The sequence below is a fragment of the Diaphorobacter sp. ED-3 genome, from assembly GCF_027625375.1.
GTDB classification, from domain to species: Bacteria; Pseudomonadota; Gammaproteobacteria; order Burkholderiales; family Burkholderiaceae_C; genus Diaphorobacter; species Diaphorobacter nitroreducens.
Genome location: NZ_CP115182.1, coordinates 325,776 through 338,449 on the forward strand (window position 1 = coordinate 325,776; position 12,674 = coordinate 338,449).

Consider the following 12,674-nt stretch of genomic DNA (forward strand, 5'->3'; position numbering starts at 1 on the left):
AAAAAACGGTGTCCGGAGAAAGGGAGCTACTGCGCGCCGTCCGCAGCGGGTGCGCATGCATGCCACTGCACCGCCAGCGGGTGCTTGCGCGAGAACAGCTTCACGTGCTCGTCGATGGCGAAGCGCACGCGCGCCAGCTGCTGCGCGTCCTGCGCGCGGCACGCGAAGTGCAGCGCGGTGTCGTCGGCGCGCATGTCGCACAGGCCCCAGGGGAATTCGGCGTGGCCCTCGTGCTCGTCATAGCGCACGGCGATCTTTCGACTGAAGTGGTGGCACAGGCGCTGCAGCCAGCGGCTGGCCTCGGGGGTGCGCACATGGCCGCGGGCGTGGATCATGGGACGTCGTGTGTGGGGGAGATCGCTTCGTCGGCCAGCACCAGGGGGTGGCCCAGGCTGCAGCGTTCCACGCGCGCGCGCACGCCGTAGGCGGCTTGCAGCAGCGGGGGCGTGAGGACCTCGGCCGGGCGGCCGGCGGCGAGGAGGCGGTTGTGCGGGTGGCCCTGGCCCAGCACCACGATGTGGTCGCAAAAACGCAAGGCCAGGTTCAGGTCGTGCACTGCGATCACGGCGAGCGTTCGCCCTTCGGCAACCAGGGCGCGCACGGCGTGCAGCACCCTTAGTTGCCAACGCAGGTCGAGCGCGCTGGTGGGCTCGTCCAGCAGCATCAGGCGCGGCGCACGCACCAGCACCTGGGCCAGACCGACCATCTGACGCTGCCCGCCGGAGAGTTCGGCCAGGGGGCGCAGGGCCAGCGCATCGAGTTCCAGAGCGGCGAACACGCCGGCGATGGCGGCCTCGGCTGGTTCGCGGCCCAGTTCGGGGCGGCTCGCGCGCAGCGCGCTCAGCATGGCCTCGTAGGCCACGAGCGAGGTGGCCTGGGGCAGTGCCTGGGGCAGGTAGCCCACGCGGCGCAGGCGTGCGCGCGGGGGCAGGGTGGCGAGGTCGGTGCCGTCCAGCAGCACCTGCCCGCGTGCCGGCCGCAGCCCGGCGATCGCCTTGAGCAGCGTGGACTTGCCCACGGCGTTCGGGCCGACGAGCGCCACGAGCGCGCCTGGGGCGACGCATTCCAGGTCCAGCCCTTCGAATACGGGCCGGCGCGGGTAGCCCACGCTCAGGCGGCGCAGCTCCAGCCCCGCGCTCATGCGCCCCTCCGGCGGCCCAGCACCAGGGCCAGGAACATGGGCACGCCCACCAGCGCGGTGATGATGCCGATGGGCAGGACCACGCCGGGCACCAGCACCTTGCTGAGGATGGAGGCGCCCGAGAGCATGAGCGCGCCCGCAAGTGCAGCCCCCGGCAGGTAGTAGCGGTGGTCCTCGCCCAGCAGCAACCGCGCGATGTGCGGCCCCACCAGGCCCACGAAGCCAATCGTTCCCACGAACGAGAGCGCCGTGGCTGCGAGCAGGCTCACGCGCAACAACGTGATGAGGCGCAGCCGCTCGACCGCGATGCCGAAGCTGCGGGCCTGGTCCTCGCCAGCGCGCAGCGCGGTGAGCGGCCAGGCATTCCTGGCGGACCAGACCGCGCACAGCAACAGCACGGCGGCCACGAGGGCGATCTTGTTCCAGGTGGCGCGCGCGAGACTGCCCATGGTCCAGAAAACGATCTGCTGCAGCGCATTGCTGTCGGCGATGAACTGCATGAGCCACAGCAGTGCCTCGAAGCTGAACAGCAGTGCGATGCCGAACAGCACCACCGTGTCCACCGTGGCGCCGTAGCGCCACGCGAGCAGCTGGATCAGCAGCGTGGCCGCCGCCGCGCAGACGAAGGCCGAGAGCGGGACGGCCAGGTTCTCGCCGAAGGCCATGAGTGTGAAGCCGCCCACGACGGCGATGGATGCGCCGACGGCCGCTGCTGCCGACAGGCCCAGCGTGAAGGGGCTGGCCAGCGGGTTGTTGAGTGCGGTCTGCATCTCAGCGCCCGCCAGGCCCAGGGACGCGCCCACTAGCAATGCCATCACCGCGTAGGGCAGGCGCACCTCCCAGAGGATTACGCGCTGCTCCAGGGACAGGCTGCCGGGTTGCAGCAGCCCGGCCGCTACGTCGGTGAACGGCAGGCCGGAAGGGCCGGTGGCGAGATCGAGCGCGAGCGTGAGGCAGAGCACCACGGCCATGGCGGCCAGCAGCCACAGGCGCAGCGCGGCAAAGCGGCGATAGCGCGCGGCCAGCGCGGTCATGCGCCGTCTCCGATGGCGAGCGCCAGCGCCTGCTGCACGGCGGGCGCCATGCTGTCCCCATGGCCGGCGCCGGGGAAAGACAGGAAGCGCCAGTCCAGTCCCGGCGTACCGCGCAGGCCGTCGAGCAGCGTGTGCAGGTGCTCGGCGCTGCGCCGCTCGCGTGCGATGGCGGCGCGGGCGGGGTCGGCGGGCCGCTGTGCCTCGCGCTCGCCCAGGGTGACGAGCAGGCGCACAGGGGCCGCATCGCCGCGGCGTGCGGCGCGAAAGCCTGCCTGTTCCTGCAGGATGAAGCCGTCGCGCCACCACACGGACGGGCTTGCGGCCACGTAGTTCTGAAAGCCACCGGGCCGTGTGAACAGCGCGTGCAACACGCACAGGCCACCATAGGAATGGCCGAAGAGGGTCTGCCGTGCCATGTCAGTGCGCACGGCCCGCTCCACCTGCGGACGCACCGTGGCGTGGATGAAATCGAGGAAGGTGTCGGCTCCGCCCTCGCGGCGCCCGCGCCCGTCCGTGGCAGGGCCGGGTGCGGATGGCGTGTAGTCGTAGGTGCGCGCGTCCAGGTCCAGCACCCGGTCGCCGGCATAACCCAGGCCCACCACCACGGCGCCCTGCGCCGGGGTGCCGGGGCCGCGCGCGAAGCGATTGCGCATGAGTTGCGCGGCAAGCGCGAACACCAGGTCGCCATCCAGCACGTAGAGCACGGGCCAACCCTGCGGGGGCGCAGCCGCAGGCGGCACCGCCAGCATGATGCGGTGCGTATGGCCGCCGGAGGCGACGTCGATGCGGCGCGTGCCCGGCAGCGCGACGGGGGGCGCCTGCTCCAGCGTCAGCCGTGCGCAGCCGGGTAGGACCGACAGGGCGCCCAGGCCCAGCAGGGTGCGGCGGGTGTAGGTGGGCGAGACGGACGCACTTGCGCCCGGGGCTGTGGCGTGCGTTTCTGGGAGCTGCGCGGCAAGGCTCATGGCGTGAGCTCCGTCCAGTAGACGCCTTCCAGTGCAATCGGCTGGAAACGCGCGTACATCGTCTGCAGCGTGGCACGCGGGTCGAGGTCGGCGAACAGCGTGGGGTGCAGCCACTGGGCGAACACCTGCACGGCCACCACGTTGAACGGCGAGTTGTAGAAGTGGTGCCACATGGCGTAAGCGCGGCCTTCCCGGACGGCCTGCAACTGCGCGATGCCGCGGCGCTGCACTGCGCGCGCGAGCGAGGCACGCGCTGCCTCGGGCGTGGCGTCGGCGCCGAGTACGACGCGCAGCGGCGTTTGCCGGGCCGCGGCCAACGTGCCGATGCCCGTGCCGATGTACACGCGCGGCTGTCGCGCGATCAGGAACTCGGGGTTCAACGTGCCGAATTCTCCCGGCACCAGTCCGCGGGCTACGTTGTGTGCGCCGGTCGCGTCCAGCAGCTTGCCGACCAGGCCCACCATGGTGTCGCAGCAGCCTTCGGACAGGCCCACGCGGTTTTCCAGGAACACCGTGGGGGCAGTGGGACGTGCCTGGGCGAGGCGGTCGGTGACCACCGCGAGCTGTGTGCGCCAGAATTGCACGAACGCTTCGGCCTCGCGCTTGTTGCCCAGCACTTCGCCCAGCAGCAGCATGCTGCGTGGTGTGTTGGCAAGGGGCTCGTGACGCAGGTCGATGAACACCACCGCGATACCCGCGGCTTCCAGGCGCGCCAGGGTCTCGCGGTCGCGCTCGCTGGGGCCGTGGCCGCCCGCGAGCCCCAAGATCGCCACCTGCGGCCGCAGCGCGATGGCTTGCTCGTCGCTGAAACTGCCGCTGCTCGTGCGGCCCACGCGGGGTACCTGGTCGATCTGCGGGAAGCGGCGCTTCCATTGCGCGTAGCCGGCCTCGTCAAGCTTCTCGAACTCCCCCATCATGCCGACCAGCCGACGCAGGGGATCGTCCTTGTCGAATACGGCCAGTGCTGGCAGCAGGCGCCCTTCGCCGAGCAGAATGCGCTCGACCTTGGCGGGTATGCGCACCGTGCGGCCCGCAAGGTCGGTCACCGTCAAGGTGCTCTGAGCATGGGCCGCGAAGAGAGCGCACAGCGAAATCAATGCGCTGGTGAGCATCCAGCGCAGGCAGCGGAAAGGGGAAGGCATGTTGCGGAGATCCAAGGCAGCGATCAGCAGTGCTGCGGGTTGCGAATCGCTAATTTTATTGAGAATGATTTGCATTGCCTAATTGCGGCTGCTAGCATCCCACATGCCGCCGTTGCCTTTGTTTGTCGCGCCAACAAAGATGTTTGCGTGCCCTGGGGTTCGTTGCGCTTTACCGTCGTCTTTTTCCTTCGAGGCTCGCAGTTCGCCATGCACGGCCATTTCCCATGCTCACCGTCCGCCAGCGCCTCCCCTTGCTGCGTTGTGACGCCTGGCAATCCGCCCGCCGAGCCTGCGCTGCGCGATCACCTGGCGCGCCTGCGCGAGTTGCGGCCAGGCCTGCTGCTGCACTGGGAGGATGCGCCGGAGGCGGGGGATCTCACTGTGCAGGCCGAGATCGAAGCGGGTCTGCGCATCGTGCTGCTGCTCGAAGGCGCGGTGGATGTCTCCTATGGCGCCCAACGCGTGGCGCTGGCCAGCGCACGCGGCGGGGCCAGCGCCGTGCTGGTAGCGGTGGCCGAGCAGGAGCAGCTCACGCGCCGCACGCGACGGGGCGTGTATTCGCGCCGGGTCAATCTGGGCCTGGGGCATAACTGGCTGGCGCAATGCGGCGCGTTTCCAGGCGTGCTGGACGACTTCATGCACCGGCATCTCGAGATGCGGCCCTGGCAGGTGTCCCCGCGCGCCGTGGCGATCGCCGAGCAGATCGTGCATCCGCCGCAGTTGGAGCCGCTGTTGCAGAGCATCTACCTGGAGAGCCGCGCGCTGGAACTGGCGGGCGAGGCGCTGGGCACGCTCCATCAGCACCCCACTGCACCGCCGGCGCCTGCACCGGCCGCGCTGCGTCCGCGCGAACACCAGCGCCTGCGCGAACTGCATGCATTCCTGGGCTCGGGCCAGGCCGACGGCCTGTCGCTCGACGAGATTGCGCGCCACGCGGGCGTGAACGCCAACACGCTGCAGCGACAGTTCCGCGCCGTCTACGGCACCACCGTGTTCGACCATCTGCGCGATTGCCGCCTGCAGCGCGCACGCCATGCGCTGGAGCATGAGGGTCTCACCGTGGGGCAGGCGGCGGGGGTGGCGGGCTACACCAGTGCGGCCAACTTCGCCACCGCGTACCGGCGGCGCTTTGGCCACCCTCCTAAGCTGGCCCGTTCGCGGGTGTAGCCAACGGGCGCCATCACGACACCAGCGCCTGCTTGGCGCCGCTGGTGGAGGTCCGTAGATCCAGCGGGCCGCTCGACGCCAAGGAGCAGGTTAACTATGAGTCACAAGTGCTTGCAAAGCTTATTGGGAAAGCGCTATCAGCTACAAAATAGATAGCCAAATCACGTATTGCCCACATAAGGATTGCTGCGGCGCTCGCGCCCGAAGGTGCTCTCCGGCCCGTGCCCAGGGATGAACACCGTCTGGTCGCCCATGGGCCACAGGCGCTGGGTGATGCTGTCGATCAGTTGCTGGTGGTTGCCGCCAGGAAAGTCCGTGCGGCCGATGCTGCCCGCGAACAACACGTCGCCCACGAAGGCGCGGTCGATCTGCGGTGCATGGAACACCACGTGGCCGGGCGTGTGGCCGGGGCAGTGGCGCACGTGCAATGTTTCGCGGCCGATGGTGACCGTGTCGCCGTCCTGCAGCCAGCGCGTGGGCGTGAACTGCCGCGCGGGCGGAAAGCCGAACATGGCGCTTTGCTGCGGCAAAGCATCGATCCAGTACTGGTCGCCCGTATGCGGTCCGATGATGGGCAGGGACAGCCGCTCGGCCAACTCGCCCGTACCACCGGCGTGGTCGATGTGCGCGTGCGTAAGCCAGATGGCCTTCAGTTGCAGGCCCAGACGCTGCACTTCTGCCACCAGGGCATCCAGGTCGCCCCCGGGGTCGATGACCGCGGCGTCCATCGTTTCATCGCACCAGACGATGGAGCTGTTTTGCTGGAACGCGGTGACGGGGAGGGTGCGGTAGTGAAGCATCCGTCCATTGTCGCGGCATGCCGCTGGGGTCAACAAAAAGTGCCCCGCACAAAGCGGGGCACACTTGCTTGTGGTTGGGACGGCGCGCGGTGCTTAAAGCACCGATGAACAAGTCCCGCACGTGGCGCGCATCTCTGTCGGGGCGCGGGCTGCCGCTGCCTGCTACCGGCCCGCTTGATGGTGGGAGCGGGAGGTGGCCGCTTCAGTCGGCGGCCAGTCCCACCGCGCCCAGGCGGCGCGCAATGGCCTCGCGCACGTTGCGCACGTGCTGCATGCCGGCTGCGTCGGCCGCGGCGGCGTCGCCCGCCAGGACGGCGTCGCACATCGCCTGGTAGTCGCGCATGCGCACCTGCTGCAGCGTGGCGGGGCGGTGCTGTGCGTACACGATCGGCATGTGGATGGAGGGCAGCAGGCGGCGTAGCTCGCGGCTGCCGCTGGCGGCCAGCAGCGCGCGGTACATGCCGCGGCGCGCGCTGGCGAAGGCGTCGGCGTCCTGGCTGCGGTCGGCCTCATGCAGCTGCGCCAGGGCTGCCTGGATGGGCGCTGTGGGTGCACCGTGGGCGATGCCGCGCGCCGCGCTGCGCGCGAGCAGGCCGGTCATGCGCTCGGCCACGTCCAGCACCTCCAGCGTTTCCTGGGGCGAGAGAGTGCGTATGGCAGCCCCCTTGTTGCGAAACAGGTCCACCAGTCCCTGGGCCGCCAGGCGCTGGAGCGCCTCGCGCACCGAGTTGCGGCTCACGCCGAACTGCGCGGCCAGGTCCACCTCCACCAGCCGCTGGCCGGGCACGAAGCGCTGCTGCGCCAGCCCCTGCACGATGCCGTGGAACACCGCGTCGGCGGCGCTCTGCGGGGCGTCGGCCCCGGTATCGGGCGAATCGGGTAAGGGCGGGGCGATGGAGGGCATGAGCGGGCGAGGAGATTGCGCGCAAACGTTAGCACAACGGCAGGGGTATTGTTTTCAAAATTGTTCAACAATATCATCCGCAATATGCCAGGTGTTCTGGTTGACCTTCTACGAGGCCCGCATGGACTTTTCTCTCTCCCCTGAACTGCGCGCATTGCGCGACAAGGTGCGGCAATTCATCGCCGAACAGGTAATCCCCCTGGAAAACGACGAGCGCCAGTCCCACCACGGCCCGAGCGAGGCGTTGCGTCACGAGCTGGTGGCGCGCGGCAAGGCGGCAGGGCTGCTCACGCCCCATGCTTCCCGCGCCATGGGCGGTATGGGCCTCACGCATGTGGAAAAGGCCGTGGTGTTCGAGGAGGCCGGCTACTCCTGGCTGGGCCCCACGGCACTCAACATTCACGCGCCCGACGAGGGCAACATCCACCTGATGGAAGAGGTGGCCACGCCCGCGCAGAAGGAGCGCTGGCTGCGCGGCCAGGTGGCCGGCGACTGGCGCTCGTGCTTCGCCATGACCGAGCCCGCGCCCGGCGCGGGGGCGGACCCGTCCATGCTGGACACCACGGCCGTGCGGGATGGCGACGACTACGTGATCAACGGCCGCAAGTGGTTCATCACCGGCGCAGAAGGCGCGCACTACGCCATCGTCATGGCGCGCATGGAGGACGGTTCGGCCACCATGTTCCTGACCGACATGGACAAGCCCGGCATCGTGCTGGAGCGCAACATGGACGCCATGGACGCCTGCTTCACCGGCGGGCACGGTGTGCTGCGTTTCGACAACCTGCGCGTGCCCGCAGCCGATGTGCTGGGCGAGGTGGGCAAGGGCTTTCGCTACGCGCAGGTGCGCCTGGCGCCCGCGCGCCTCACGCACTGCATGCGCTGGCTGGGCCAGGCGCGCCGCGCGCACGATACGGCGCTGGAATACGCGCGCAAGCGCCACGCCTTCGGCAAGCCGCTGGCCGAGCACGAGGGCGTGGGCTACATGCTGGCCGACAACGACATGGACCTGCACACCGCGCGCCTGCACATCTGGCACACCGCATGGATGCTGGACCAGGGCGAGAAGTGCAACTTCGAGTCCAGCCGCGCCAAGGTGGTGTGTTCCGAGGCCGAGTGGCGCGTGGTGGACCGCAGCGTGCAGATCCTGGGCGGGCAGGGCGTGACGGGCGAGACGCCGGTGATGCGCATCTTCACCGACATGCGGGCCTTTCGTATCTACGACGGCCCGAGCGAGGTGCACCGCTGGAGCATGGCTCGCAAGCTCGTGCACATGGCCGAGAAGGCCGCCGCAGCCAAGGAGGTGGCATGAGCGATGCATTGACGCCCTTTCGTCTGGACGGCCGCGTGGTGCTGGTCACCGGCGCATCGAGTGGCCTGGGCCAGCATTTCGCGCGGCTGCTGGCTTCGGTGGGCGCTCGCATAGCCGTCGCCGCGCGCCGGGCCGACAAGCTGCAGGGCGTGGTGGATGACATCGCCGCCGCGGGCGGCGAGGCGCGGGCGTTCACGCTGGACGTGACGGACGCCGCCAGCGTGCGCGCGTGCCTGGACGCCGTGGGCGCCGTGGGCGCCTGGGGCGTGCCCGATGTGGTCATCAACAACGCGGGCGTCACGGTGACGCGCCCGCTGCTGGAGCAGACCGAAGAAGACTTCGACCAGGTGCTGGACACCAACCTCAAGGGCTGCTGGCTTGTCGCCACCGAGGCCGCGCGCCGCATGGTGGCTGCGGGCAAGGGCGGCGCCATCGTCAACGTGGCATCCATCCTGGGTGAGCGCGTGGCGGGCGGCGTGGCGCCGTATGCCATCTCCAAGGCCGGCGTGGTCCAGGCCACCAAGGCCATGGCGCTGGAGCTGGCGCGCCACCGCATCCGCGTGAACGCGCTGCTGCCCGGCTACGTGGTGACCGACCTGAACCGCGACTTCCTCACCAGCGAGGCGGGCGACAAGCTGCGCAGCCGCATCCCCAGCCGGCGCTTTGGCGAGCTGACGGACCTGGACGGGCCGCTGCTGTTGCTGGCGTCCGACGCCGGCGCCGCCATGTCGGGCGCCACGGTGGCGGTCGACGGCGCGCACCTGGTGAGTTCGCTATGAGCGGCGCGTCCACTTCTTTGCCGCTGGACGCGCTGGGCGACTACCTGCGCGCGCAGGGCCTGGCGGGCACGGGGCCGCTCGCGGCCACGGTACTGGCGGGCGGGCAGTCCAACCCCACCTTTCGCATCACCACGGCGGAAGGCCGCAATTACGTGCTGCGCAAGAAGCCCCCGGGGGCGCTGATCGCATCGGCCCACGCCATCGACCGCGAGTACCGCGTGATGCGCGCGCTGCAGGACACGGCCGTGCCCGTGCCGCGCATGCTGGCCTACTGCGACGATGCGGCGCTGCTGGGCACGCCGTTCTACGTGATGGAGTTTCTGCAGGGCCGCGTGCTCATGGACCAGTCGCTGCCCGGCATGGACCCGGCCGAGCGCACCGCCATCTACCGCGAGATGAACCGCGTGATCGCCGCGCTGCACGCCGTGGACTACGCCGCCGTGGGCCTGGCCGACTACGGCAAACCTGGCAACTACGTGGGCCGCCAGGTCGCGCGCTGGTCGCGCCAGTGCCGCGAGGCCACGGTACCCGTCACGCCGGCGATGGAGCGGCTCATGGACTGGTTGCCCCAGCACCTGCCGCAGGACGACGAGACCACGCTGGTGCATGGCGACTACCGCTTGGACAACCTGGTGTTCCACCCCAGCGAGCCGCGCGTGATCGGCGTGCTGGACTGGGAACTGTCCACGCTGGGCCACCCGCTGGCCGACCTGGCCTACCAGTGCATGGCCTGGCGCATCCCGCCCACCCTGTGGCGCGGCATCGGCGGGCTCGATCTCGCGGCGCTGGGCATCCCTCAGGAAAGCGAGTACGTGGGCTGGTACGAGCAGGCCACCGGACGCCAGGCGGCGGAGCACTGGGATTTCTACCTGGCCTACAACCTGTTCCGCATGGCGGCCATCCTGCACGGCATCGCCCAGCGGGCGCAGGACGGCAATGCCGCGGCCGCCGATGCGGTGGAGACGGGCGCCAAGGCCGGACCGCTGGCCGAACTGGGCTGGGAGGCGGCGCAGCGTTACATGGCCGGGCGCCAGTAAGCAGGTCGCTATGAAAATAGAAGCTGTTCGCGCTGGATATGTAAGCTTTTCCATGCGAAAGCGCGTGGAAAATGCCGAACACCCGGCGCGAATAGCTCCTGAATTCAGAGCGACAGCTCGTACCCCACGGTGATGGGCGCGTGGTCGCTGAACTTCTGCGCCTTGTAGATTTCCTCGGTACGCGCGAGCGCCGCGATGGCGGGCGTCGCCAGGTGGTAGTCCAGGCGCCACCCCACGTTGTTGGCATAGGCCTGGCCGCGGTTGCTCCACCACGTGTAGCAAGCGTCCGTGGTCTCCGGCTGTAACTGACGGTAAACGTCCACCAGCCCGCCCGCGGGGTCAGAGATGTGCAACAACTTTGTCATCCAGGCGCGCTCCTCGGGTAAAAAGCCGCTGTTCTTCTGGTTGCTGCGCCAGTTCTTCAGGTCGATCTGCTGGTGGGCAATGTTGATGTCGCCGCACAGGATGAACTCCCGCTCGGCCTTCAGCCGCATGAGGTGCGGATGGAATTCCTCCAGGAAGCGGAACTTGGCCAACTGGCGCTCCTCGCCCGAGGAGCCGCTGGGGAAGTAGGCGCTGATGATGGACAGGCGCCGCGCGGGCGTGTCAAAGCGCAGTTCCACGTAGCGCCCCTCGGTGTCGAACTCGCTGGAGCCGTAGCCGATGACCACGTCGCTGGGCTCGTGGCGCGCATAGATGCCCACGCCGGAATAGCCCTTCTTCACCGCAAAATGGAAGTAGCCCTTCAGGCCGGCCAGTTCCTCGAAACGCCCCTGCATGTCCGCAGACTGGGCCTTGATTTCCTGTACGCAAATACAATCCGGCCGGCTTTGGGCAATCCATGCCTCGACCCCTTTGGACGTGGCCGAGCGGATGCCGTTGAGGTTGAGACTGGTTAATTTGAACAAGGGTGCATCCATGGTGACAGACAGCGCGCAGACGGTGGAACAAGGGGCGAGCCAAGCCCGCCTGGCGCAGGATTTCGTGCGGTTTGCTGTGGATTCAGGGGTGCTGCGCTTTGGTGAATTCAAGACCAAGGCAGGCCGCATGAGCCCGTATTTCTTCAACGCCGGTCTGTTCGACGACGGCGCCAAGCTCGGGCGGCTGGCGCAATTCTATGCACAAGCCCTGCTGGCCAGCGGCGTCGAGTTCGACATGGTCTTCGGCCCCGCCTACAAAGGCATTCCGCTGGCCGCCACGGTGGCGGTGGAGCTGGCGCGCCTGGGCAAGAACGTCCCCTTTGCCTACAACCGCAAAGAGGCCAAGGACCATGGCGAGGGCGGCACGCTGGTGGGCGCGCCGCTGCAGGGCAAGGTGCTCATCATCGACGACGTGATGAGCGCCGGCACCGCCGCGCGCGAGTCCATCGCGCTGATCCGCGCCGCGGGTGCCACGCCGCATGCGATTGCGATTGCCCTCGACCGCCAGGAGAAGGCCACCGAGAATGGGCAGGACGTGGACCACAGCGCCGTGCAGTACGTGCGCCGTGAACTGGGCATGCAGGTTTGCGCTATCGCCAAGCTGGCAGACTTATTGCAATACCTATCGGCGGGTGGCGGCGATACGCAGATGCGCGAGCACCACGAGCGGGTGCTGGCCTATCGCCAGCGCTACGGCGTGAACGACTGAAAACAACGGCAGCAGCCAGGAGGGCAGGGGTTTTGAAAGCAGGCACACGACACGCGGGCTGGTTCATGGCAGGAGCAACCGCCGCAGCGCTGGGCCTATTGTCCCCGGTCGCCTGGGCGCAGCCGAAGCCGCCGCAAGAGGTGTACACCTGCATCGACAAGAGCGGACGGCGCATCACCGCCGACCGCCCCATCGCCGACTGCGTGGACCGCGAGCAGCGCATCCTGGACCACACCGGTGCCGAACGGCGCCGCATCGGCCCCACGCTGACCGAACACGAGCGTGCCGCGTTGGAAGTGCAGCGCCGCAAGGAGGCGCAGGAGCGCGCGCGCATTGCCGAAGAGCGCCGCCGCGAGCGCGTGCTGATGGCGCGCTACCCCGACGAGGCGGCCCACCAGGTTGAGCGCGAGGCCGCCCTCGTGCAGGTGGACGAGGTCATGGCCGTAGCACGCAAGCGCATCCAGGAACTGCAGGTCGAGCGCAAGCGCATTGACGGCGAGATGGAGTTCTACCGCCGCGACCCGCTCAAGGCGCCGATGAAGCTGCAGCGCCAGATCGCCGAGAACGATGAGGCCGTGGCCGAGCAGCAGCGCTTTTTGACCGCGCAGGACCAGGAAAAGCGCCGCATCCACCAGCGCTTCGACGCCGAACTGGCCCAACTGCGCCAGTTATGGGCGGCCCAGCGCGCGGCGGCGTCGCAACTGGTGCCGCCGCAATCCACGCTCGTATCGCCCGGCGCCTCGCGCTGAGACGGCACACAAAAA

Annotated in this window: 14 protein-coding genes; 6 read left to right on the top strand and 8 right to left on the bottom strand. The window is 69.0% G+C overall.

Going from position 1 to position 12,674, the window contains the following annotated elements:
• Nucleotides 1-26 precede the first annotated feature (26 nt).
• From PCQ86_RS01560 to PCQ86_RS01580, 5 genes are read right to left on the bottom strand one after another with little or no spacing between them, the layout of a single operon-like run.
• Nucleotides 27-335, bottom strand: a complete 309-nt coding sequence (locus tag PCQ86_RS01560; RefSeq protein WP_270174717.1) for a DUF2218 domain-containing protein — start codon at nucleotides 333-335, stop codon at nucleotides 27-29.
• Nucleotides 332-1,141, bottom strand: coding sequence for an ABC transporter ATP-binding protein (locus PCQ86_RS01565; protein ID WP_270174718.1), 810 nt, complete (start codon nucleotides 1,139-1,141; stop codon nucleotides 332-334). Before PCQ86_RS01565 ends, PCQ86_RS01560 begins: the two co-directional genes overlap by 4 nt.
• On the bottom strand, nucleotides 1,138-2,175 hold the full coding sequence (locus PCQ86_RS01570; RefSeq protein WP_088887863.1) for a FecCD family ABC transporter permease: 1,038 nt from the start codon (nucleotides 2,173-2,175) through the stop codon (nucleotides 1,138-1,140). The genes PCQ86_RS01565 and PCQ86_RS01570 overlap by 4 nt, the downstream gene beginning before the upstream one ends.
• Complete coding sequence (locus tag PCQ86_RS01575; RefSeq protein ID WP_270174719.1) at nucleotides 2,172-3,140, bottom strand: alpha/beta hydrolase; 969 nt, start codon at nucleotides 3,138-3,140, stop codon at nucleotides 2,172-2,174. The genes PCQ86_RS01570 and PCQ86_RS01575 overlap by 4 nt, the downstream gene beginning before the upstream one ends.
• Entirely contained in the window at nucleotides 3,137-4,282 is a 1,146-nt protein-coding gene (locus PCQ86_RS01580) for an ABC transporter substrate-binding protein (protein ID WP_442874506.1), read from the bottom strand. Before PCQ86_RS01580 ends, PCQ86_RS01575 begins: the two co-directional genes overlap by 4 nt.
• A 261-nt stretch (nucleotides 4,283-4,543) precedes the next feature.
• On the opposite strand from PCQ86_RS01580, the gene PCQ86_RS01585 reads away from it, so the two are divergent.
• Nucleotides 4,544-5,449, top strand: coding sequence for a helix-turn-helix transcriptional regulator (locus PCQ86_RS01585; RefSeq protein ID WP_270174720.1), 906 nt, complete (start codon nucleotides 4,544-4,546; stop codon nucleotides 5,447-5,449).
• A gap of 161 nt (nucleotides 5,450-5,610) precedes the next feature.
• On the opposite strand, the gene PCQ86_RS01590 is transcribed toward PCQ86_RS01585, so the two are convergent.
• A complete protein-coding gene (locus tag PCQ86_RS01590; protein WP_270174721.1) occupies nucleotides 5,611-6,249 on the bottom strand; it encodes an MBL fold metallo-hydrolase in 639 nt (212 codons plus the stop codon).
• Nucleotides 6,250-6,451: 202 nt separating this feature from the next.
• Nucleotides 6,452-7,153 carry a GntR family transcriptional regulator gene (locus PCQ86_RS01595; RefSeq protein ID WP_270174722.1) on the bottom strand — a complete coding sequence of 234 codons (702 nt, stop codon included), beginning with the start codon at nucleotides 7,151-7,153 and terminating at the stop codon, nucleotides 6,452-6,454.
• A gap of 121 nt (nucleotides 7,154-7,274) precedes the next feature.
• Between PCQ86_RS01595 and PCQ86_RS01600 the strand changes: the two genes are divergently transcribed.
• From PCQ86_RS01600 to PCQ86_RS01610, 3 genes are read left to right on the top strand one after another with little or no spacing between them, the layout of a single operon-like run.
• Nucleotides 7,275-8,465 (top strand): acyl-CoA dehydrogenase family protein, encoded by a 1,191-nt coding sequence (locus tag PCQ86_RS01600; RefSeq protein ID WP_270174723.1) that lies wholly within the window; start codon nucleotides 7,275-7,277, stop codon nucleotides 8,463-8,465.
• Nucleotides 8,462-9,244, top strand: a complete 783-nt coding sequence (locus PCQ86_RS01605) for an SDR family NAD(P)-dependent oxidoreductase (protein ID WP_270174724.1) — start codon at nucleotides 8,462-8,464, stop codon at nucleotides 9,242-9,244. The genes PCQ86_RS01600 and PCQ86_RS01605 overlap by 4 nt, the downstream gene beginning before the upstream one ends.
• Complete coding sequence (locus tag PCQ86_RS01610) at nucleotides 9,241-10,281, top strand: phosphotransferase (protein WP_103736828.1); 1,041 nt, start codon at nucleotides 9,241-9,243, stop codon at nucleotides 10,279-10,281. Before PCQ86_RS01605 ends, PCQ86_RS01610 begins: the two co-directional genes overlap by 4 nt.
• 104 nt (nucleotides 10,282-10,385) lie before the next feature.
• Here the strand turns inward: PCQ86_RS01610 and PCQ86_RS01615 are convergent, their stop codons facing one another.
• On the bottom strand, nucleotides 10,386-11,189 hold the full coding sequence (locus tag PCQ86_RS01615; protein ID WP_011803699.1) for an exodeoxyribonuclease III: 804 nt from the start codon (nucleotides 11,187-11,189) through the stop codon (nucleotides 10,386-10,388).
• A 10-nt stretch (nucleotides 11,190-11,199) separates the two neighbouring features.
• Here PCQ86_RS01615 and pyrE point away from each other — a divergent pair, with 10 nt between their 5' ends.
• Both pyrE and PCQ86_RS01625 read left to right on the top strand, forming a co-directional pair.
• Entirely contained in the window at nucleotides 11,200-11,910 is a 711-nt protein-coding gene (gene pyrE / locus PCQ86_RS01620) for an orotate phosphoribosyltransferase (RefSeq protein WP_012655328.1), read from the top strand.
• Nucleotides 11,911-11,975: 65 nt separating this feature from the next.
• Nucleotides 11,976-12,659, top strand: coding sequence for a DUF4124 domain-containing protein (locus tag PCQ86_RS01625; RefSeq protein WP_270174725.1), 684 nt, complete (start codon nucleotides 11,976-11,978; stop codon nucleotides 12,657-12,659).
• The last annotated feature ends 15 nt before the right edge of the window (nucleotides 12,660-12,674 follow it).